Source organism: Sulfurimonas hydrogeniphila (assembly GCF_009068765.1).
GTDB classification, from domain to species: Bacteria; Campylobacterota; Campylobacteria; order Campylobacterales; family Sulfurimonadaceae; genus Sulfurimonas; species Sulfurimonas hydrogeniphila.
Map to the genome: position 1 here is coordinate 1,460,548 of NZ_CP035534.1, position 22,099 is coordinate 1,482,646.

Sequence of the window (22,099 nt, forward strand, 5' to 3'; positions counted from 1 at the left end):
TCAGTTATGAAAAAAGAGAACCAAATCAAATATGAACTGATGCGACTGATGGCATTGGATTCTTATGCCTCTTCTGTTTCATTGCTTTTTATAGTTACCGTAGTTGCCGCTCTTTTTTGGCAAGAGACAGCACTGAAGGTTCCGCTTGCTGTTTGGTTGCTCTCTCTTTATACTGTTCTTATAATCAGAAGCTACTATGTAAGACAGTTTTTACATAATAAAACAAACCTTCAAAAAGCACAGACAATTTTTAATTTTTCCACCATTTTTTCAGCTCTGCTCACCAGTGCAGGTTTTTTGTTTTTATTTACAACTGCTGACCATGTGCATCAGACATTTATTATAATTATTATTTCCGGAACTTCAGCCGGTGCTGTCATTACACTCTCTTATTTCAAAAAACTGAGTATCAGTTATTTGTTTGTCCTGCTGCTTCCGCTTATTTACACTCTTTTGACACATAAATCGAATGCTTTTAATGCACTAAGCTATCTTATCATTTTGTTTTTGATTATGCTCTCCATTTTTTCGGCAAAATACAATAAAAATATTGTAACAACATTAATAAGCAAATATAAAATTTTGGCGACCAAAAAAGCACTCGAAGTTTCAAAAAACAATTTTGAATCAATTTTCAAAGAACTTCCTATCGGTGTTTTCACCTACAGCAAAGACCTCGTACTGACCCAGGTGAACAAAGCATTTGCAAAAATTATAAAGGTTCCTCAGGAAAAACTTTTCAACCTTGACATGAAAACACTCAAAGACAAATCTATAATAGAACCCCTGCAAAAAGTTTTTAAAAATGAAAAAGCAGTTTATGAGGGTATTTACCATACAACACTCACTGACCTGGATCTGTGGATACGCCTCCATGCAATTCCCATGTATGATGCACAGGGCAATATCATTTCCGGACTGGGCATGGTAGAAGACATCACAACAGAGGTACAGAATCAAAAAAAACTGGAGTACCAGGCTTTTTATGATTCTCTGACCGGTTTAACCAACAGAGCCTCTTTTCGCAACTATTTAGAGCAGTTTATGAAAAAAATTCACCGCTCAAAAGAGTATGGTGCCCTGCTGTTCATTGATCTGGATGACTTTAAGAATATTAATGATTCTATCGGACATGATGTCGGTGATTATGTATTGCAGATATTTGCACAAAGAATCAGAAAAGTTCTCAGAGCAGAAGATATTTTTGCCAGACTCGGAGGGGATGAGTTTGTCATTCTCCTTTCGCAAACTGATGCAAATCTTGCAAAGATGCATGAAACAGCTCTGTACTTATCGGAAAAAATTCATACAACCCTCAAAGAACCGATACACAAAGAAAATGAAACACTCTATATATCACTCAGTATAGGCATAAAAATACTCACACCCGAAGAGCTTGATACTACCACTATACTCAAACATGCAGATATAGCCATGTATGAATCAAAAAAAGGAGGAAAAAACAAAACCTCTTTTTATGACAGCGCAATGAGCAGACAGATACAGGAGCAATTGCTTTTGCACAATGAACTCAAAATTGCCATACAGGAAAAACAGTTTGAACTCTACCTGCAGCCTATTGTAGAGACAAAGACAGGTAAAATTGTTTCTGCCGAAGCATTGATACGATGGAATCACCCGACAAAAGGGCTTCTGTTTCCAGATGCTTTTATAGAGTATGCAGAACAGTCCAGCCTTATCATCAACATAGGCAGTTGGGTGATAGAGAACGCTTTTGCAATGTATAAAGAACTCGAAGATACGCTTGAAAATATTGCTGTAAATATCAGCTTGAAACAGTTTTCCCAGGATAATTTTGAAGAACTTTTGCTTGCGAGTGCAAAAAAACACAATGTACATCCTCGCTGTATCAAACTTGAACTTACAGAATCTGTGATGCTAAACAATCTGGAAAAGACCATTGACAAAATGCTCCATATCAAAGCGCACGGATTTGCATTTTCCATGGATGATTTTGGCACAGGCTACTCTTCACTCTCCTATCTGAAAAATCTGCCGTTTGACTATCTCAAAATCGATCAAAGTTTTGTACGGGATATGCTTGAGAATGAAAATGACAAAAAGCTTGTCAAAATTATTATTGATGTGGCAAAACAGTTTGATTTTTCAGTAATAGCCGAAGGGGTAGAAACAGTCGAGCATGCTCACTTTATAGAGGAAAACGGATGTGACTACTATCAAGGCTATTTGATATCCAAACCTGTTCCTTTGGCAGAATTTAAAAAACTCCTCTAAAAGACTTATTATTATGTAAGTTAATAAAATTAATAACTTACATTTATTAATTGTTAATGCTGATTGGAATAATATTCCGCCATGAAAACACATATCACAAACTTTTTTCGATCCGTTTTCTATTTGTACTATGATGGTTTTGTAAATATGAGAATAGGCAAAACCCTTTGGATTCTCATAGCTGTAAAACTATTTGTTATGTTTGCCGTTATAAAATGGCTGTTCTTCCCAAATATATTGCAGGAAAACTTCAAAACTGACACACAAAGAAGTCAATATATTTTGCAACAACTCACAAAGGAAAAATAATATGGAACACACTGACGTGCTTGTTGACTGGTCACGGGCGCAATTTGCTCTTACAGCACTCTATCACTGGCTTTTCGTACCGCTTACACTTGGTTTGACATTTATCGTTGCCATTATGGAAACTCTTTATGTCAAAACCGGCGATGAAAAATGGAAACAGACAACAAAATACTGGATGGGACTTTTAGCCATTAACTTTGCCATAGGGCTGGCTACCGGTATTATTATGGAGTTTGAGTTTGGTACCAACTGGTCGAACTACTCCTGGATTGTCGGCGATATTTTCGGTGCACCGCTTGCCATTGAAGGGCTTATGGCATTTTTCATGGAATCGACATTCTTTGCCGTTATGTTTTTCGGCTGGGACAAAGTCAGCAAAAAAATGCACCTGACCTCCACATGGCTTGTTGCGATCGGTTCAAACCTCTCTGCACTGTGGATTTTGGTAGCAAACGGCTGGATGCAGCACCCTGTTGGTATGAAATTCAATCCCGATACGGCAAGAAACGAAATGTTGAATTTTTGGGAAGTATTTTTCAACCCGAATGCAGTCAGCAAGTTTTTGCATACAATAAGCAGCGGTTATGTACTTGCTTCACTTTTTGTTATAGGAATCAGTGCCTGGTATCTGCTTAAAAAACGCGATACACAGTTTGCACGACGCAGCATTATTGTAGCCTCAAGCTTCGGGCTTATTACCTCACTTTTTTTGTTAACCACAGGTGATGAATCAGCCCACCAGGTAGCCCTCAACCAGCCCATGAAACTTGCCGCTATGGAAGGTTTGTATGATGGAGAAAAACGCGCCGGAATTGTTGCCTTTGGTGTACTTGATACCGCAAAAGAGATAGGTGACGACTTAAATCCCTTTCTTTTCAGTTTTGAAATCCCGGGTGCGCTTTCTTTCCTTGGCTACCATGATTTGAATGCTTTTGTACCGGGTATAGACAACCTGATGCAGGGAAGCGAGAAATACGGCATTATGTCCATACCGCAAAAAATGCAAAAAGGGAAAACTGCCGTGGCCGCTTTAGGCGCCTATAAAAAGTTCAAAAAAGAAGGCAATCTCGTTGAGGCTGAAAAAGCACTCAAAACTTTTGAAGCAAATCAGGCTTATATGGGCTACGGTTATTTGAAAAAACCGCAGGATGCTGTCCCCGATGTTGCACTGAGCTTTTACAGTTTTCACACAATGGTAGGGCTTGGAACATGGTTTTTGGTTCTTTTTATGGTGACCCTTTATTATGCCATGACCAACGAAATGCACAACAAAAAGTGGCTGCTCTACCTCGCAGTGGCAACCATTCCGCTTGGATATATCGCACAGGAAGCCGGATGGATAGTAGCAGAAGCGGGACGTCAGCCCTGGGCTATTCAGGATCTGCTTCCGGTAGGCATGGCAGCTTCCAACATTGCCTCAACAAGCGTTATGATTACTTTTTGGCTCTTTGCAGTGCTTTTTACAGCACTCTTAATAGCCGAAGTAAAAATCATGTTAAAACAGATAAAAATCGGGCCGGAGGGACATTAAATGTTTGACTTACTCACTTTACAACAATACTGGTGGTTCTTAATCAGTCTTTTAGGAGCACTCTTTGTCTTTATGACCTTTGTACAGGGCGGACAGACACTGCTGTATACTCTGGCAAAAACAGAAGATGAAAGAAATGTTTTAGTCAACTCTTTAGGGAGAAAATGGGAACTTACTTTTACAATGCTTGTCATGTTCGGCGGTGCGCTTTTTGCCGCAATGCCGCTTTTTTATGCAGTAAGTTTCGGCGGTGCCTATTATGTCTGGATGGGCATTCTTTTTTGTTTTATTATTCAGGCTGTCGCGTATGAATACAGAAAAAAACCGGACAATTTTTACGGGGAACGTTTTTATGAGACCCTGCTCTACATCAACGGCTCCCTCGGGATATTTTTAATCGGTGTGGCAGTGGCGACACTCTTTAGCGGCGGTAATTTCATTGTCAATGAAAACAACCTCTCACACTGGACGATGCAGAGCTACGGGCTTGAAGCACTTTTAAACCCTTTTAATGTTGCCTTTGGATTGATGCTTGTTTTTCTTTCACGATTTCAGGGTGCTTTGTATTTTTTAAATAATGTCGATGTGCCGACTGTTACGGCAAGAATCAAAAAGGTTGTTATTGTAAACTTCGGGATGTTTCTGATCCTTTTTCTTTATGTTTTGGCAACAATATTGTTTATGGACGGTTTGCGTTATGATCCCGATACCCTTGTTGTCAGTGTTGAAAGTATGAAATTTTTACACAGCTTTATGGATATGCCGGCTTTAGCAGGTTTACTGCTTGTCGGTGTTCTCACATTATTATACGGAGTAGTTATCGCAGTAACGAAAAAAGCACAAAAAGCCATCTGGTTTAGCGGATTGGGCGTTATACTTACAGTGCTTGTATTGTTTTTGATTTTGGGACTGGACGCTTCGGTTTTTTACCCGTCACTTGCAGATATACAAAGTTCACTCACCATACAAAACAGTTCAGGAAGTCACTACACACTTGAAGTGATGAGTATTGTCTCTGTCCTTGTTCCGGTTGTCCTGCTTTATATTATATTTGTATGGCGTTCAATGGACAAATCACAAATCACAATAGATGAAGTCAAATCTGACCCGCATCATTACTAGGAGAAATTATGGAATATTTAGCAGAATCAATTTGGTATTTAAGCTGGCCGGTCATTATTTATCTCTCATATAAATTTGTCAGTCTCAACCTGCATCACTACAAAAAGATGGAAAGACTCGAAGAACTTGAAGAAATACATACTGAGAACTCACTAAAAATCTCCTGATTTTTAGGAGTGTTCCAGCATACCTTTTTCTTTGTTTTTGTAACGCTCTTGAATATCTGTAAAAACTTGTATATTTTTTAAAAAATTTTCCACTAAAAATGGATCAAATTGTTTTGCTTTACCAGATTCAATATAATTCAAAATTTTATCAAGTGGCCATGCTTTTTTATACACTCTGTCATGTCCCAATGCATCAAAAACATCTACTATTGCTATAATACGCCCATAAATATGAATGTTTTCGCCTTTTAGACCTCTTGGATATCCGCTTCCATCCCATTTTTCATGATGTTCATATGCAACAATTGCTGCAGTTTGTAAGAGTTTTTGTTGAGAACCGCTTAACATTTCATAACCCAGTAAAGAGTGTTGTTTCATAATTTCAAACTCTTCTTCTGTAAGTTTTCCCGGTTTGTTTAAAATAGCATCTTCAATCCCTACTTTTCCAATATCATGCATTGGTGCTGCCATTCTTAGTTCTTCTGCTTCTTCAGAAGAGAGTCCAATTATTAATGCCAATGCTTTTGCATATTCACCGACTCGTAAAACATGATCACCCGTCTCCTTTGATCGTGTCTCACCAATTGCTCCCATCGTTGCAATAACCTCACGTTGTGTTACAATAATATCATTTGTGAGACGCACATTTTTTTCAACCTCTTTTTCAACCAGTTCTGTTATATGTTTATTGTATTTTGCAAGCATTCTATTCGCTTTATCAAGTTCCAAAACAAGCAACTCTTTATCGTTTCTGTCTTGAATAGATTTCTGTTGCATCTTCACAAAGTCAGTCACATCTTCAAATAAAATAATAATTGTTTCGATTGCTTCAAATTTGTTTTTTCTTCCTGCTTGAACACTAATGGTAACATAATCACCATTCTTGTAAATCAATGGTAGTTCTAAATTTGCTCTTTCTCCTTTTCCTATTTGCATCAGTTCTTTCTCTAAACCAATCAATTCAGGAATAAGTTTCATAATACTGACATACATTTGTGAAGCTTCTTCTATATCAATATATTTTATAACTTTGTCAGAGAATTCAATACATTGCATATTCATATCTGCCACTATATATTCATACTGATGCCGTTCATAAATAGCATTAAAGACCTCTTGTATATGCATTTGAACCTCCTTTTTCAACTCTATTGTTTTAGTATAGCTTTACTCAGTGAGAGAAAAAGTTCTTCCACATTCCTGCCATCTTTTGCAGAAGTTTCAAAAATTTCTTCTACTTTTTCAAGAGAGTCGCGAAGTTGTGAAACTGTACTTTTTATTTGAGTATTTTCTATAAGCAAATCAGCCTTATTCAAGGCTACAACAGCAGGAACATTTTTCAGTAAATTTTGTGCTAACTTTAGATGCAAAGATATATTGTCTATACTTGATTGGCGTGTAATATCTCCCACAACAATCACACCATGTGCTCCTAAGACATAGGCAGGATTTGTATCTTTTACATCTGTCCGCCCTTCAATATCCCAGATCATAAGCTGTAACTCTAATTCTTCTGAAACTTGTACATATTTTTTAGATATTTTAACACCTATAGTTGTAAGGTAATCATCACTGAACTGGTTATCAACATAACGACGTATTAAACTTGTTTTTCCAGTTGCAAAATCGCCGATTAAGACTACTTTTTTAGTTATCATTTTTTATCCATTTAATCTGCACTAAGCGTCCTTCATGATTTTTTTTATTCTCCATCTCTGCTAAAGGAACAGGCGAAGCAATAAAACTTATCCTACTAGACGGTATCCCTTTTTCTATAAGATAATTATACACATTTTTTGCTCTTTCTTGCGCATAATATATATTTTTTGAAGAAACACCTCTTCCATCTGAGAAGCCCATTACCAAGAGATTTAAATCATTATAAAGTTCTAAAGTTTTCTTCATTTTTGAAGACTTCATCCATAAATCAATAAGCTTCATCTTTTCCTGAGTCAACTTGGATTGAGAAACCCCATAATAAATTTTCAGTTCATCTTGGGAAAAACTATACTCAATATCTGAAATAATTTGCCTAATACCTTTTATAGAACTTACTTCTTTTAATAAATCATTATAGCTTTTTTTATTTTTTATTATACCACGTATCATAAGTATACCGTTATGGAATTTATATCTCAATCTGTTTCCACTGTCCAAATTAAGCATTGCAAATGCAATCGACAACTCTTTATTTATTTCTTCTTCGCTTAAAGGTGCATGCGCTAAAACAATTTTATCTTCCAATACTCTTCTTGTCAGAAGTGGTTTGATTGTCTGTAAAATATTTGTATGAAGACTTTCATAAGGAATCTTACCTTGAACTAAGACGTTTTTGTAGTTGACATCCACGTTGATATTATAAAGATTAAGATAAGGATTTTTTTGCAAATTTTGTTCAATTTTCTCTTGTAATACTTGATTACTGTAATTTATGTAAGAATATAGAGATAATCCGGCTAATGCTGATATTCCTACTATCCAAAGAAAAGTATAACTTTGTTTTTTTTCTTCTTCTTCCAATATTTCGCTTTCATTTTCAAGCAAGGTATCAAGCTGTTCATTAATCTCATCAAGATTGAGTTTATCCTTATCTCCTTCAAAATGCATAATTGCATCAGAATGTTTTTTGACTAAGAATTCCAAAACAGATGTAATTTTGTCTTGTAACTTACGATTACTTGTACCGCTTAAAACAACAGCCAGATAACAACAACCTGCCACCTCTAAATAAATAGTATAATTTCCAAACTCTATTTCATTTAACTCTAAACTATCACTGTTCTTAGAAATCCAATCATTCACAAAACTTCGAATCGCACTCAACATTGAAGCGACCATCTCAGGTTCTATAGATTCATGATTTTTAATGCTTCGTTCACTAACTAAAAGTCCACTCTCCTTATGAATTAAAAAAACACTCTCTACTTTATTTAATTTTGTAGAACTTTGCAGAAGCAATTCTGTCTCTGATATACCTTTAATTTTAGCAACGATTTTTCTTTTGAGTGTTTCATATGAGAATGTTGTTTGTACTTTTGTATTTATCTCATCAATCATATCTTTAAAAGATTGTGAAACAAACTTACTAATCATATTACCAATAACAGGATAAAGTGCATCTACTATCTCATCTTTTTCATTTTTAACTTGATCTTTAATTGCCAGGGAAATTATAGGAGACATTACTTTTGCTATTTTATCACTCGAGTCTTGAATGGTGCTCTGTAACATATCACCAATAAGTGGAGCAAAAATAGCAATAAATTCAGCTTTATTTTTTTCAATGGTTTTTGAAAATATATCACTTAAAAGTGGTGAAATTTTTTCAACAATAACAGTAGCATCACCACTTTCTTTGATAGCCTTCTGAAGAAGCAGTTCAAGTTCATCTATTTTATGGCGTTCTTCTTCAAACAGCAGCTGTTTTAGTTTTTCGTAATCATTCATCTAATTACTTACTTTTTTCTTCCTCTTTAGGTACGCTCTCTTCTATCATCATGTCAAAATTCTCTGCTATGGTTGTATCTTTTACCTTCATGGCTAAATCAAAAAACATACTTGAAAGATTATCTTTTGAAACTTTTGCGCCCTCGAGATTTTCAACCTGTTCTTTAAGAAGTTTTATAATAGATGTTTCAATTTCTTTTAGTTCATTATGAAGTTCTTCTTTATTTTGGATATTTTCTCTTTTCATTGCATCAACTTGTGACTCAAATACTTTTTGAACGTCATCAAGCGCATTGTTTGCTTTTCTTTCTTGGCGAACAAGCTGTTCTTTTAATTCAATACTTTCATCCTGCAGTGCGTTTGATACAGTTTTAATCTTTTGTTCCAGAAGTTGCACATTTGAAGCATGTTCAGCAGTCAGTTTTTTCTCTAATAATATTACTTTTTGACTTAACTCTTTAGCAACAACATTCATATTTTCTTGAAGTTTGCTCAATTCTTCTTCAAATTTACGAATTTGCGGACCAAACATAAGCTCTCTTATTTGATCCATATTTCCTAATTGCCCTATTGAATTTTCTATTTTCGTTGCCATTTTCTAAACCTTTCATTTCTTCAGTTGCACCATAATAACATAATACATATAAAAATGTAATATCACTAAATATTTACAATAAAGCTTTTAGATACCGGGCAACTTTAGAGTCTAATTGCAGTAAGTTGCCAAAAGCCCTGCTTTGAGTGCATTGTACGTCTCTTCTCCTTTGAGTTTTTTCACGATTTTCAGACCAAAGCACAACGCCGTACCCGGTCCGCGTGAGGTCATCACATTTTGATCTTCAACGACCATTGCTTTGTCTCCCATATATCCTTCTTGGCGTATCTGTTCTTCTACAGACGGGTAGCAGGTATATTTTTCTTTTAAAACACCCGCTTTGTTCAGGGCAAACGGGGCTGCACAGATAGCTCCGATATTTTTTCCTTTGGCATCCATTTCACGCAAAATTCTCTGTACATTTTCATCATCAGCCAACGCATAGGTACCGTCCCATCCGCCAGGCAAAACGACCATATCAATCATGTCGGCATTGACATCCTTTACATGTAAGTCCGCTTGAATGACAATATTGTTCGCTCCTTTTACAAGCATCTCATCACTTAAAGATGCAACCAAAACTTCAATCTCTGCACGTCTTAAAACATCTATGATGCTCACCGCTTCTATCTCTTCAAATCCGTTTGCCAACGGGACTAAAACTTTACTCATAAACTACTCCTTTCCTGAGAACTTTTTATTATTCTAACACGACTTCAGTAACAAAAAAATTAAGTACAATCAAAGGTCAAAGAGATTAAAATGTTCACTAATAAAAGTTATAATGTGTTAATATTAAATACTGGAGATATTTTGACAAAATCGCTGCTTATACTCTTACTGCTTCTTTTGAGTGCCTGCTCTTCAAAACCACAAAAGCAGATTGTCATCTCTACAAATCAATGGATAGGCTATGCACCTTTGTTTTATGCCTATGAAACAGGAAAACTTGATTCTTTGAACATAAAAATAGTTACCAGCGTCTCTCTTGCAGAAGCAGCCGATTTGTACAGTATCGGCAAGGCGGATATGGTCACGACTACACAGCATGAATACAATGTTTTAAAACAAACCACCCATGATATCAAAGCGGTTATTTTGATAGACCGCTCAAACGGCGGCGATATGATTTTGTCAAACAGAACACTTGAGGCACTCAAAAAAAGTACAAAAACAGATGCCTATCTTGAAGTTGATTCCATCAATCAGGAAATTTTACTTGATTTTCTCAAAAAAAATGCCATCAGTAAAGAGAAGATAAACTTTATAAACAAAGATCAGCGGCAAATCCAGGATGTGGAAAATGACCCCCAAAAAGCCATACTCATTGCCACCTACACGCCTTATGAGATTGCTTTGAAAAAAAAGAATTTCAAAGAGGTTGCCTCAACAAAAGATATTAACAGTATTATTGTCATAGATGCACTGTGTGCAAGAGATACTCTTATCAAAAATGACAAGCAGAGGCTTATACAACTCAAAAAAGTGATAGACAAAGCTATAACAGCCATAGAAACAAATCCAAAAGCATCCTATAAAGTTATTTCCAAATACTTTTCACATGTAAGCTATAAAGAGTATCGTCACTCTCTGAGTCTTATCAAATGGATAAACAAGCCCTCACAGGAGTTTTTGGAATATATACAACAGTATGGATACAAAAAGGACGATATCATTTTATGAACTCCATTTCCATAAAGAGTTTTATCCTGTCGATTATATTTGTTGCGTTTGCACTCGAAGGGTATATTTTTTATAATTTTTTTGAAAATTCAAAAGAGACGATAAGCAAACTGCTTCAGACAAGCATACAGACCGATGTGTTAAATCTCAAGCACTTTATGGAAAAAAATTTAAAACAAAAAGACATCAACTTTATTGCCTCTCATATTGACAATATTATTATCATTAATCCCACTGTCAAAGATATACATATTCTTGACAGCAACAAAAATATTATTTACCATGCAAATATCAGATATGAAAATCACAATCACTCAACACAAAAGTGTCTCCCGATTTCCAAAATTACAAATACGAATATTTTCAAACAACAGTGTTACTCTTTTTCCATTAAAACTTTTCATGGACTCCAGGCAAAATATTATTATGCAAATGTATATATTGATGAAGCCTATACGCATGGACTCATTGCACAACAGATAAGAAAAATTCTTGTCGCCTTTCTTGTAAGCGCTTTTGTCTTTATACTGTTTTTATGGATATTGTCAAAAATCTACATCATCACACCTCTTGAGAAACTGCGCCAGTATGCCTACTACAGTCGAAATCCTCCAAAAAACTTTTTTGTCAAAGAGATAGAAAGTATCCGCTACTCCCTCAATATGACATTCAAAAGGCTGCAGCAGGAACAGGAAGAACTCTATAATTTGTCGACAAAAGACCCTTTAAGCGGTCTGTATAACAGGCTGAGTCTTATAGAAAAAATCAATTGGCTGATTGCAAAAAGCAAAAGAGACAAAAAAGAGTTTGCCATTATATTTTTGGATCTGGATAATTTTAAAAATATAAATGATTCAAAAGGACATGCCTTTGGTGATAAAATTCTTTTGCACATTGCTCAGGTTCTTTTAAAAACAACCCGGGAAAATGACATTGTCGCACGTCTGGGAGGCGATGAATTTGTAGTAATTCTGCCTGATTTTACAAATGAAAATACAATTATAGAAATTGCCCAAAGACTCAAAGAAAAACTCTCATTGCCTTTTAGAATTGAGGATGAGGAGTACCAGATCACTGCCAGCATGGGGATTGCCATCTATCCCAAAGACGGCAGGGATGTTCAGACACTGCTAAAAAATGCAGATATTGCAATGTACAAATCAAAAGAGCTCGGAAAAAACAATTTCCAGTTTTTTACAAATGCCATCAACAAGGCGGTTCAGGAAAAAATACATATGCAGCAAATCATAAAAGATGCTTTGCAACACAATCATTTCAAACTCTATTATCAGCCAAAAGTAGATATAAAAACCAAAAAAATAGTCGGATGCGAAGCACTTATCAGACTTATAGACCCTGTAGAGGGAATCATTCCTCCTTACAGGTTCATCGGTATTGCTGAAGAAAACAGAACGATTATTCCTCTTGGAGAATGGATTATTCAAGAAGCTGTTGCTCAAATAAAAAAATGGGAACAGACTCCTTTAAAAAATATAAAAATCTCTGTCAATCTGTCTGCTGTGCAATTCCAAGACCCAAAACTCTTGCAAAAGATACAAAAATATACACAGGACATAGACAGAAGCAAATTTGACATAGAATTGACAGAATCTGTCCTTATACAACATTTCAAAGAACGGTTAAATATTATCAAAAATATTAAAAAGCTGGGAATCACTCTCTCTTTGGATGATTTTGGCACCGGCTACTCTTCTTTGTCTTATCTCAAAGATATTCCTTTTGACACCCTTAAAATAGACAAAGCATTTATAGACAATATTTACACAAAAGATGATTTGACTTTTATCAATATGATAGTGGGTATTGCCGATGACCTGCATCTCAATGTCGTCGCCGAGGGTGTCGAGACAAAAGAACAGCTCAAACTTTTAGAAGAAATCAACTGTAAAGAGTACCAGGGATATTTGTGTTCCAAACCGGTACCGCCAAAAGAGTTTGAGAAGTTATTTAGCTTAGATTGTGTATAATAATCCAATTTTATACAAGTGGACAGTTATGTTAAGTTATGAATCTATAAAACCTTATCTTTTTAAATTCCAGCCGGAAACTGCACATCATATTGCCGAATGCGTTTTACGCCTGCCAAATATTTGTCAGATTCCCTTTAACTTCTTTTTGGAATCTCATTTCATCAATGATGCAAGTCTGAAGCAGGAAATTTTCGGACGTACCTTTTACAACCCGGTAGGACTTGGCGCCGGCTTTGACAAAAATGCAACAATGATACGCGGTATGCAGATTTTGGGATTTGGTTTTACCGAGATCGGTACAGTCACCCCAAAACCCCAGGCCGGAAATCCGAAGCCAAGAATGTTCCGCCATGTGGAGGAACAAAGCATTCAAAATGCTATGGGTTTTAACAATGACGGCGCCTATAAAGTCATAAAGAGACTCAAACAACGCACTCCGTTTACTACACCCATTGGTATCAATATCGGAAAAAACAAAACAACACCTGAAAAAGAGGCTCTTAATGACTATACGCATCTTATCAAAGCTTTTGACGGGTTGGGCGACTATTTTGTAATTAATATTTCCTCACCAAATACACCCGGATTACGGGATCTGCAAAATGAAGCGTTTATTACAAACCTTTTTACACAGGCAAAAAAACTCACACAAATGCCGATCTTGCTAAAAATTGCACCGGACATGGAAATACAAGACGCCGTAAATTTAACAAAAATGGCAGTAGCTGCCGGAGCTGACGGTATCATAGCGACCAATACAACTATAGACTACTCACTTGTCAAACATCCAAAAAGTATAGGCGGGCTCAGCGGTGCCGTCCTTAAAGAAAAAAGCTTTAAAATCTTTGACGCTATTGCAAACGAACTCTATGGAAAGACAGTACTGATTTCCGTCGGCGGTATTGATTCTGCGGAAGAAGCATACAAACGCATACGGGCAGGCGCATCACTGGTACAGATTTTAAGCGGATTGATTTTTCACGGTCCCGATATGATCATGAACATAAACAAAGAACTCATACAACTGCTCAAAGCAGACGGTTTTGACAACATCACACAGGCCGTCGGAGCTGACAGAAAGCAATGAAAACATTACTTACAATACTCTTAACACTAGGAACACTTATGGCGACATCACTCCCAAAATATGAAACAAAAATACTCAAAAACGGACTGCAGATTGTAGTCATCCCTTTGAAGAACCATTCAAATGTCATCAGTACGGACATTTTTTACAAAGTCGGCAGTCGAAATGAGGTCATGGGCAAAACAGGCATAGCCCATATGCTTGAGCATATGAACTTTAAATCCAGCAAAAATCTCAAAGCCGGTGAATTTGACAAAGAGGTCAAAAGCATCGGAGGGGTGAACAATGCTTCAACAAGCTTTGACTATACGCACTACTATATCAAATCAAGCACAGACAATTTAAACAAATCCATAGAACTCTATGCCGAACTTATGCAAAATCTCAATCTCAAAGATGACGAGTTTCAACCCGAGCGTGATGTTGTTACAGAGGAGAGACGCTGGAGAACTGACAACAATCCTTTGGGATATCTCTATTTCAGACTTTTTAACAATGCCTACATTTACCACCCGTACCACTGGACACCTATCGGGTTTATGAATGACATCAGAACATGGACCATCAAGGACATAAGAGATTTTCATGCGACCTACTATCAGCCGCAAAATGCCATTTTAATGGTAACAGGGGATGTCGATCCAAAAGAGGTCTTTAAAAGTGCAAAAGCCGCTTTTGGCAAAATAAAAAATCATGGGAAAATCCCAAAAGTAAAATTTGTAGAACCGGAACAGGACGGTGCAAAAAGAGTGATCGTGCATAAAGAGAGTGAAGTGGAAATGCTCGCTATTACTTTTCATATTCCTGATTTTAAAGACCCTGACCAGGTCACACTCAGCGTTATTTCCGAAATTCTCTACTCGGGGAAAAGTTCACGGCTCTATAAAGAACTTGTAGACAAAAAACGTCTTGTCAACTCTGTCTATGCATACAATATGGAAAACACAGACCCGGGACTTTTTATCTTTATGGCTACATGTAACCCCGGTGTCAAGGCAGAGACAGTAGAAAAAGAGCTTATCAGACAGATAAACCTGATGAAAGAGACAAAAGTGACAAAAGCGGAGCTTGAAAAAGTCAAAATCAACACAAAATCAGATTTTATCTATTCGCTTGAGAGTTCAACCTCTGTGGCTAATCTTTTTGGCAGCTACCTTGTACGGGGAAACATTGAACCTCTTTTACATTATGAAGAAGAGATCAATAAAGTCACAGCAAAGAAAGTACAAAAAGTCGCCCAAAAGTATTTTAATTTTGACAAATCGACAACCCTTATTTTAAAGAAATAACAAATACTTATAACATAAAGTTACATAAAAGTAATTCTTTTGTAACTTTATCAAAAAAATATCACAAAAAATAAGTTTCTGTGCTACCATTAGTAAAAATAATACTATGCAAGGTTCTTATTCGTGTCAAAAACTCTCTTCTTTCTCCTTATTTCATCCGCTCTTTTTGCCATTTCAAACCAGGAAGTTGCCAACAAATGTGAAGCTGTTATGAACGGTTTCAAAGACTCCTCCTCAACTATGAAAATGACGCTCATTAATGCCAACAATCAAAAACGTGAACGTCATATGAAAATGATCATTCTTGAAAAAGCATCCGGAAACAAATCACTGATGACCTTTCTTTCGCCTGCGGATGTAAAAGGAACAAAGTTTCTCAATTATGAGCATATCAACAAAGATGATGACCAGTGGCTCTATCTGCCGGCATTAAAACGTGTAAAACGGATCGCTTCAAAAAACAAATCGGGCTCTTTTATGGGTTCGGAATTCTCTTATGAGGATCTCAGCTCTTTTAGTGCGAAAAAATACACTTTTACAGGTGAAGCCAAAGAAGAAATGCTCAACGGCAAAAAATATTATGTCGGCAAAAGAGTGCCTGTGAGTAAAAACTCAGGCTATACAAAACAGATCTCATGGGTGAATGCAAAAACATTTTTGATAAAAAAAGTGGACTATTACGACAGAAAACATGAACTGCTTAAAACAGCTTTTTTTGATGATTACAAAAAGATAAAAGGCGTATGGCGCGTAGGCATGATGAGAATAAAAAACCATCAAAATGGCAAGAAGACCATTTTAGTCTGGGAAGACGAAAAAATAAAAACCGGGCTCAAAGAGAGAAATTTTCATAAACGCGTCTTGAAAAAATAATTATGAAACTGCTTTTTTTACTGCTTTTTTGCATAAGTATCCTTTATGCAAAATCTGATGATACCTGCTACTCCGTACAACTGACAAGTTTTAAATTCAAAAAGAATTCGACCTATGATTTTGCAGCACACAATTACCCAAAAACATGCAGACTTATCTCTTTTAGCAATATCAACAGTGTACGCTGCGGGTGTTATGAGAAATACCGTGATGCCAGAGCAGCACTCAAAAAACTCTCAAAAAAATACCCAAAGCCTATTATTGTAAATACATATAAATACAGATTTCAAAAAAAAGTTGAAAAAGTTGAAAAATTACAAAAAAATTACAAAAAAATTACAAAAAAGCCGCAAAAGAAAAATATTCCAAAAATAAGTCCAGTGTTGCATGAGCCTTTGCGTGTAAGCGAAGAAGTAATACAAAAAGAAACAGCAAGTTTCCTCGATGACATCAGCTATCAGGGCAATATCAACCTGACACTGCAGTCCTATATGAAAGCTCCTGCAGGCAAAGAGAAACAAAATGCACTGCTGTCTGCCAATTTTGAAGCAAAATACATCAAAGAAAACTTTACAGGGTTTGCAAAAGCCAGAGTACAACAGGATTATTATGATTTGCAAAAAACAGTGAAACATACCAACAGAAGTTTTATCCGTTTGGATGAACTTTACGGCAGTTATGATTTTGAAAATGATTCCATCCTTCTTGGAAAAAATATTTTGTTCTGGGGTGCACTTGAAGTACGCAATATTGTCAATGTTTTTAATCCTGACGAACTGCGGTCTGACCCTTTTTACACAGACAAACTCGGTGTCATCAATGCAACTTACACACACTACACAGAAAGCGGAGAGTTTTCTGCCATTATAAAACTGTATGAACAAAACAGGAAAATGCCTGCCTATCCTTATGTCTATTACTATTTTCCCGCTACACTCAATGTAGCGCCAAATGTTACTCTGCCTTTGGTATATAAAGAAAAACTCAGAACAAAAGCCAGCCCCTACCGACCAAGTATTTACCTGAAATATTCAGACAGCACAGACACCCAATATGCACTTGATTATGCTTTTGTCTTTGAAAACGGGTACGATTCCCAACGCTACTATACACAAACACTCCAGACTGACAATACTGTTACAACAGAAGAAAATGCCTACCTGGTCAACAAATTTATGACCTATGATACCCTTGTAATTGGCGCAACACTCTATAAGCTTGAAGCCACCTTTGCCGACATTCTTGATGATACACTTGTTTCTGATTATATACATGTAGGGATTGGTGCAGAACATACGCTCTCGCAGGTTTACAAAGAGGCTGATCTGGGATTACTTGTGGAATACTACCGTTATATTACACTGCAAAGCGGAAAAAAAGATGATCTGGCACTGTTTGAACTCTTTCAAAATGACCTTTTTTTAGGGCTTCGTTACAGTTTCAACCAGGGCAATGATGCAAGTATCGTCGGCGGCGGCATATTTGACCTTGATTATAATGAACAGGTCTACTATATGGAGTATCAAACCCGTGTTATGGATACTTTCAAACTTAATTTTGACTACAGATACATATCTCCGTCAAAAAATTACAATACGGCTTTTAAACTGATGGGTGCGCATGAACGCATCAGTCTAAAACTCGGTTATTATTTTTAATATAGAGGAAAAAATGAAAAAATTTGTAGATTTCATCATCAGATTTCGCTGGTTTATTGTCACACTGATTCCGCTTATTACTGTTGTCCTTGCCTATCAGCTCAAATATGCACAGTTTGACGGCTCCTACAGAATCTGGTTTGGCAAAGAGTCACAAACACTCAAACAGTATGATGCCTTTAAAAACACCTTTGGCAATGATGACTCCATCATCATAGTTTTTCGCGATGAAAACGGTATTTTTAACAAAAAAGCGTTACATGTAATAGATCGGCTCACCCAAAAACTCTGGCAGACAAAATACATAGCAAGAGTAGATTCGCTTACAAATTACCAATATGTCCATCAAAACCCGCAGGACGAAGATGACATTCTCATAGATAATTTTATAGAAGATATTGACGCTTTACATGTAAATGATTTACAGAAGAAAAAAGCAATTGCTTTGGGTGAAGATTTGATTGTCAACCGTATTATATCAAAAGATGCCAAAACTACTATGATAGTCGGGCGTTTGACACCAAAAGCAGGCAACACCATTGGGGCTTCCAAACATATTATGCAGGATATAAACAGATATATCCAGGAGGAAAAAGAGAGCGGTTACAAATTTTATCTCGCAGGCGGACCTGTTGTCAATACAACATTCAGTTCCCTCGGTCAGTATGATGTCAAAACCTTCACCCCGCTTGTTCTTTTGATAGCTATGCTTCTGCTGTGGACTATTTTTCGTAAAATTTCCGGTGTTTTTCTGACAATAGCCGTCGTTGTTTTTACCTTTACTATAGTTCTGTCACTGCAAACAGTTTTTGGCTACAAACTCAACAACTTTACGGCAAATATGCCCGTATTTATCATTGCTATCGGCATTGCCGATGCTATGCACCTTTTTTGGATCTACCTGCTTGGCAGAAAAGCAGGACTTGACAATTATGCGGCAATTCATGATACTTTGGAGAAAAACCTCCTGCCTACTTTTTTAACCTCCATAACAACCGCTGTCGGTTTTGCTTCTTTGGGTATTTCAGATATTGTTCCCATCAAGACCTTAGGTCTGGCAACAGCAAATGCCGCCATATTGGCTTTTGTCATTACGATACTTTTTGTTCCTGCAGCCCTGGCAATTTTAAATATAAAGGTCAAAGTCACGCAAAAGACGGCTGTCCAAAACAGACTCGGTGCCTTTGCCAAAAAATATGCAAAATTCATCATAAAGCATGACAACAAAATTATCATTGCCACACTTTTGCTCTTTAGCTTTATAGCTTTTGGACTGACAAACCTCAAAGTGGATTCCAATGCGGTCAGATATTTCAGAGAGGATGTTCCCTTTCGTCAAACCGTCAATGTGATAGAAAAAAACCTTACCGGTCCGATGAGTTACGAAATTGTCATAGATTCAAAAATCACAGACGGGATTAAAAATGCAAAATTCATGCAAACTGTCGATAAATTTTCCTATGCGCTCAAAGAAAAATTTCCGGATGCCAGACATACTTCTTCGCTTGTGGATGTGGTCAAAAAATTCAATGAGGTCATTGATGCAAACAAAAGCATACCAGACAACAACAATCTTATTGCCCAATATCTTCTGCTGTATTCACTCTCACTGCCGCAGGGTATGGAAATAAATGATAAAATGGATGTCAACGAACGGCTGCTCAGACTCACTGTATCTATGAATGTCGTTGATACCTCAAAAGATCTGCAGATGATAGAGTGGATTGAGAAGTGGTGGCAAAAAACACCCTACTCTGCACAGGTTAACGGTCAGACCCAAATGTTTGCACATATGCAGGCTGATGTAACAAAAACTCTTATTGAATCTATATTGCTTGCCATTACCGCTACTTCTCTGCTTATGTTTTTTATTTTTAAAAATATAAAAATGATACCGCTCTTTTTAATTCCCAATATCTTGCCTATTGTCTTGGTCATAGGTGTTATGGGCTGGCTCAACATTAACATAGATTTGGGTGTAGCCATCTCAGGTGCCATCATTCTCGGTATAGCCATAGATGACACAATTCACTTCTTAATCAAATACAAAGAAGCGAGAAAAAAAGGATTTGATTTTGAAAATGCCCTGGCCTATGTTATGCAGTATGCAGGTTTGGCAATGGTACTGACCACTGTCGTTTTAAGCAGTGCATTCATAGTCTTCCGTCTTTCACAGTTTATGCTCAATGCAAATTTCGGACTCATTACAGCCATTGCTTTACTCATCGCCCTGCTGGTAGATCTGCTCTTATTGCCGGCACTTTTGAAAAAGATTGACGGCAAAACAAGAAGCATACTTATAGAAAAGGAGAAAATATAATATGTTGGATATAGAAAAAGCCTACAAAACAAATTTTAAAAAAGCCGTAAAATACCTGCCGGCATCTGTTAATAATTTTTTTATACAAAGACTCAAAAAAATATTTCATGAAGAAAAATATAATGAAATTCATGAAAAAAACCATTATCTGCATGGACTGGAGTTCGTTGACAGTATGCTTGAACTTTTGGATATAGACTATACCATCAAGCCAAAGGAGCTCAAAAACATTCCCTCAACGGGCAGAGTACTTGTTGTTGCAAACCATATAACAGGAGCATCAGATGCCTTTGCTTTGGTACAACTCATAGCAAGTGTAAGAGAAAACAAGAAAGTAAGACTGATGGTAAACGGTATGCTCATGGGTGTGACACAGGCAAGTGACATCATCATTCCCGTTGACAACATTACAGGAGCCATTACAAAAACAAGTATCAAAGCCATTAATGAAGCTCTAAAAAATGAAGAAGCGGTAATCATTTTTCCCGCAGGCATTGTCAACAGATTTTCACTCAAAGGGATAAAAGACACCCCGTGGAAAGCAAGTTTTTTAAAAATTGCCAAAAGAAACAAAACACCGATCCTGCCGGTAAGAATCGAGGGTCGCAATAGCTTTTTATTTTATTTTGTCTCGCTGATACTTCCCAAAAAGCTCAGCGGTCTGTTAATGCTCCCGCATGAATTTGTCACAGCAGGAGATAAAAAACCGCTAGTATTTAACATAGGCAGAGTTATTCCTCTCAGCTCTTTTTCTGATGAAAATATCAGCATTGCCGAGTATCTCAAACTTTTCTACCGGCATCTTTATACCCTTGGAACAAAAAAAGAATGTGTATTGCAAACTGAGACTACCATCACAGCAGCGCATAATAAGATGCTTTTGCGTGCAGAGGTAAACAATGCCGAAGTTTTGGGACATACACTTGACGGCAAAAAAATCATTCTCGCCCAGGCGGATGAAGCACCGTTTTTAATGCAGGAACTCGGACGCGTGAGAGAAATTTCTTTTCGTGCAATCGGCGGCGGGACAGGCACGGCAAAAGACAATGACCTGTATGACAACTACTACAAACATCTTATCCTTTGGGACGAAGAAGATCTTGAAATTGTCGGAGCCTACCGCATAGGGGAAGTCGCACAAATCATAAAAAACCGTGGTATGGAAGGGCTGTATACTTACAACCTGTGTGATTTCAGTAAACATTTTCAAGACTACTGCAACAACTCCGTAGAACTCGGACGCAGTTTTGTGCAACCAAAATACTGGGGCTCACGGGCACTCGACAATCTGTGGCAGGGCGTCGGTGCCTATTTGGCAAAAAATCCGCATATCATTTATACCTATGGCACAGTTACCATTAATGCAGACACACCAAAACAGGCCGTTGCGGCACTTGTCTACTTCTACTCTCTGCATTTTTCCTGCAATACCGATATGATGAGTGCAAAAACACCCTATTTTATGAGCTATGAACAAAAACAGGAGTTTGACATGCTTTTTAAATACAGATCCTACAAAGAGGGGTTTGTTGTTTTAAAAAAATATCTCAAAGAGTTGGGAACGGCTGTGCCGACTTTGTTTAAACAGTATGCAGAACTGTATGATGAGGGGGCTGTCCGCTTTTTCGATTTTAGTGTCAATGAAGGACTCCATGGTGTGGTCGAAGGATTTATCATTGCAGACAATTCAAAAATGAAAGAGGCGAAAAGAAAACGCTACATTAAAAACTTCGAATCTGAAAAAATTTAATACTTTTTAGCTATAATTAGC

General features: G+C 36.9%; 18 protein-coding genes. 13 read left to right on the top strand and 5 right to left on the bottom strand.

Annotation, left to right across the window (positions count from 1 at the left end):
• Positions 1-6 precede the first annotated feature (6 nt).
• The 5 genes from ETP70_RS07740 (at position 7) to ETP70_RS12420 (ending at position 5,385) form a co-directional block, all read left to right on the top strand.
• Positions 7-2,256, top strand: coding sequence for a sensor domain-containing protein (locus ETP70_RS07740; RefSeq protein WP_151900652.1), 2,250 nt, complete (start codon positions 7-9; stop codon positions 2,254-2,256).
• Positions 2,257-2,403: 147 nt separating this feature from the next.
• Positions 2,404-2,565, top strand: a complete 162-nt coding sequence (locus ETP70_RS07745) for a DUF4492 domain-containing protein (protein WP_230973242.1) — start codon at positions 2,404-2,406, stop codon at positions 2,563-2,565.
• Position 2,566: 1 nt separating this feature from the next.
• Positions 2,567-4,096, top strand: a complete 1,530-nt coding sequence (locus ETP70_RS07750; protein WP_151900654.1) for a cytochrome ubiquinol oxidase subunit I — start codon at positions 2,567-2,569, stop codon at positions 4,094-4,096.
• The gene (gene cydB, locus ETP70_RS07755; protein WP_151900655.1) at positions 4,097-5,218 is read left to right on the top strand and encodes a cytochrome d ubiquinol oxidase subunit II; all 1,122 of its coding nucleotides are present in this window, start codon (positions 4,097-4,099) and stop codon (positions 5,216-5,218) included.
• A gap of 8 nt (positions 5,219-5,226) precedes the next feature.
• Positions 5,227-5,385 (top strand): hypothetical protein, encoded by a 159-nt coding sequence (locus tag ETP70_RS12420; protein WP_188109963.1) that lies wholly within the window; start codon positions 5,227-5,229, stop codon positions 5,383-5,385.
• 3 nt (positions 5,386-5,388) lie between these two features.
• Here ETP70_RS12420 and ETP70_RS07760 read toward each other — a convergent pair whose 3' ends face one another.
• From ETP70_RS07760 to ETP70_RS07780, 5 genes are all read right to left on the bottom strand, one after another.
• Complete coding sequence (locus tag ETP70_RS07760; protein WP_151900656.1) at positions 5,389-6,513, bottom strand: HD-GYP domain-containing protein; 1,125 nt, start codon at positions 6,511-6,513, stop codon at positions 5,389-5,391.
• Positions 6,514-6,533: 20 nt separating this feature from the next.
• The gene (locus tag ETP70_RS07765; protein ID WP_151900657.1) at positions 6,534-7,043 is read right to left on the bottom strand and encodes a Rab family GTPase; all 510 of its coding nucleotides are present in this window, start codon (positions 7,041-7,043) and stop codon (positions 6,534-6,536) included.
• Positions 7,033-8,832: an OmpA family protein gene (locus tag ETP70_RS07770; protein ID WP_151900658.1), complete on the bottom strand. Its 1,800-nt coding sequence runs from the start codon at positions 8,830-8,832 to the stop codon at positions 7,033-7,035. The genes ETP70_RS07765 and ETP70_RS07770 overlap by 11 nt, the downstream gene beginning before the upstream one ends.
• Positions 8,833-8,836: 4 nt before the next feature.
• On the bottom strand, positions 8,837-9,427 hold the full coding sequence (locus ETP70_RS07775) for a hypothetical protein (protein ID WP_151900659.1): 591 nt from the start codon (positions 9,425-9,427) through the stop codon (positions 8,837-8,839).
• Positions 9,428-9,538: 111 nt separating this feature from the next.
• Complete coding sequence (locus tag ETP70_RS07780) at positions 9,539-10,099, bottom strand: DJ-1 family glyoxalase III (RefSeq protein WP_151900660.1); 561 nt, start codon at positions 10,097-10,099, stop codon at positions 9,539-9,541.
• Between the two features lie 114 nt (positions 10,100-10,213).
• Here ETP70_RS07780 and ETP70_RS07785 point away from each other — a divergent pair, with 114 nt between their 5' ends.
• The 8 genes from ETP70_RS07785 to olsF all read left to right on the top strand — a co-directional run bounded on the left by ETP70_RS07785 (position 10,214) and on the right by olsF (position 22,078).
• The gene (locus ETP70_RS07785) at positions 10,214-11,110 is read left to right on the top strand and encodes an ABC transporter substrate-binding protein (RefSeq protein WP_188109964.1); all 897 of its coding nucleotides are present in this window, start codon (positions 10,214-10,216) and stop codon (positions 11,108-11,110) included.
• A complete protein-coding gene (locus ETP70_RS07790; protein WP_151900662.1) occupies positions 11,032-13,098 on the top strand; it encodes a putative bifunctional diguanylate cyclase/phosphodiesterase in 2,067 nt (688 codons plus the stop codon). The genes ETP70_RS07785 and ETP70_RS07790 overlap by 79 nt, the downstream gene beginning before the upstream one ends.
• A gap of 28 nt (positions 13,099-13,126) precedes the next feature.
• Positions 13,127-14,188 carry a quinone-dependent dihydroorotate dehydrogenase gene (locus ETP70_RS07795; protein WP_151900663.1) on the top strand — a complete coding sequence of 354 codons (1,062 nt, stop codon included), beginning with the start codon at positions 13,127-13,129 and terminating at the stop codon, positions 14,186-14,188.
• On the top strand, positions 14,185-15,477 hold the full coding sequence (locus ETP70_RS07800; RefSeq protein WP_188109965.1) for a M16 family metallopeptidase: 1,293 nt from the start codon (positions 14,185-14,187) through the stop codon (positions 15,475-15,477). Before ETP70_RS07795 ends, ETP70_RS07800 begins: the two co-directional genes overlap by 4 nt.
• Before the next feature lie 123 nt (positions 15,478-15,600).
• On the top strand, positions 15,601-16,350 hold the full coding sequence (locus tag ETP70_RS07805; RefSeq protein WP_151900664.1) for an outer membrane lipoprotein-sorting protein: 750 nt from the start codon (positions 15,601-15,603) through the stop codon (positions 16,348-16,350).
• A gap of 2 nt (positions 16,351-16,352) precedes the next feature.
• A complete protein-coding gene (locus tag ETP70_RS07810; RefSeq protein ID WP_151900665.1) occupies positions 16,353-18,008 on the top strand; it encodes a hypothetical protein in 1,656 nt (551 codons plus the stop codon).
• A gap of 13 nt (positions 18,009-18,021) precedes the next feature.
• Positions 18,022-20,328, top strand: coding sequence for an efflux RND transporter permease subunit (locus ETP70_RS07815; RefSeq protein ID WP_151900666.1), 2,307 nt, complete (start codon positions 18,022-18,024; stop codon positions 20,326-20,328).
• A 1-nt stretch (position 20,329) separates the two neighbouring features.
• Positions 20,330-22,078: a bifunctional ornithine lipid synthase OlsF gene (olsF, locus tag ETP70_RS07820; protein WP_151900667.1), complete on the top strand. Its 1,749-nt coding sequence runs from the start codon at positions 20,330-20,332 to the stop codon at positions 22,076-22,078.
• Positions 22,079-22,099: the final 21 nt, after the last annotated feature.

Coding starts and splice junctions, on each gene's coding strand:
- ETP70_RS07810 (WP_151900665.1), top strand. CDS start 16,353: ATGAAACTGCTTTTTTTACTGCTTTTTTGCATAAGTATCCTTTATGCA.
- ETP70_RS07740 (WP_151900652.1), top strand. CDS start 7: ATGAAAAAAGAGAACCAAATCAAATATGAACTGATGCGACTGATGGCA.
- ETP70_RS07800 (WP_188109965.1), top strand. CDS start 14,185: ATGAAAACATTACTTACAATACTCTTAACACTAGGAACACTTATGGCG.
- ETP70_RS07780 (WP_151900660.1), bottom strand. CDS start 10,099: ATGAGTAAAGTTTTAGTCCCGTTGGCAAACGGATTTGAAGAGATAGAA.
- ETP70_RS07775 (WP_151900659.1), bottom strand. CDS start 9,427: ATGGCAACGAAAATAGAAAATTCAATAGGGCAATTAGGAAATATGGAT.
- ETP70_RS07750 (WP_151900654.1), top strand. CDS start 2,567: ATGGAACACACTGACGTGCTTGTTGACTGGTCACGGGCGCAATTTGCT.
- ETP70_RS07765 (WP_151900657.1), bottom strand. CDS start 7,043: ATGATAACTAAAAAAGTAGTCTTAATCGGCGATTTTGCAACTGGAAAA.
- ETP70_RS07790 (WP_151900662.1), top strand. CDS start 11,032: ATGGATAAACAAGCCCTCACAGGAGTTTTTGGAATATATACAACAGTA.
- ETP70_RS07745 (WP_230973242.1), top strand. CDS start 2,404: ATGAGAATAGGCAAAACCCTTTGGATTCTCATAGCTGTAAAACTATTT.
- ETP70_RS07770 (WP_151900658.1), bottom strand. CDS start 8,832: ATGAATGATTACGAAAAACTAAAACAGCTGCTGTTTGAAGAAGAACGC.
- ETP70_RS12420 (WP_188109963.1), top strand. CDS start 5,227: ATGGAATATTTAGCAGAATCAATTTGGTATTTAAGCTGGCCGGTCATT.
- cydB (WP_151900655.1), top strand. CDS start 4,097: ATGTTTGACTTACTCACTTTACAACAATACTGGTGGTTCTTAATCAGT.
- ETP70_RS07795 (WP_151900663.1), top strand. CDS start 13,127: ATGTTAAGTTATGAATCTATAAAACCTTATCTTTTTAAATTCCAGCCG.
- olsF (WP_151900667.1), top strand. CDS start 20,330: ATGTTGGATATAGAAAAAGCCTACAAAACAAATTTTAAAAAAGCCGTA.
- ETP70_RS07760 (WP_151900656.1), bottom strand. CDS start 6,513: ATGCATATACAAGAGGTCTTTAATGCTATTTATGAACGGCATCAGTAT.
- ETP70_RS07815 (WP_151900666.1), top strand. CDS start 18,022: ATGAAAAAATTTGTAGATTTCATCATCAGATTTCGCTGGTTTATTGTC.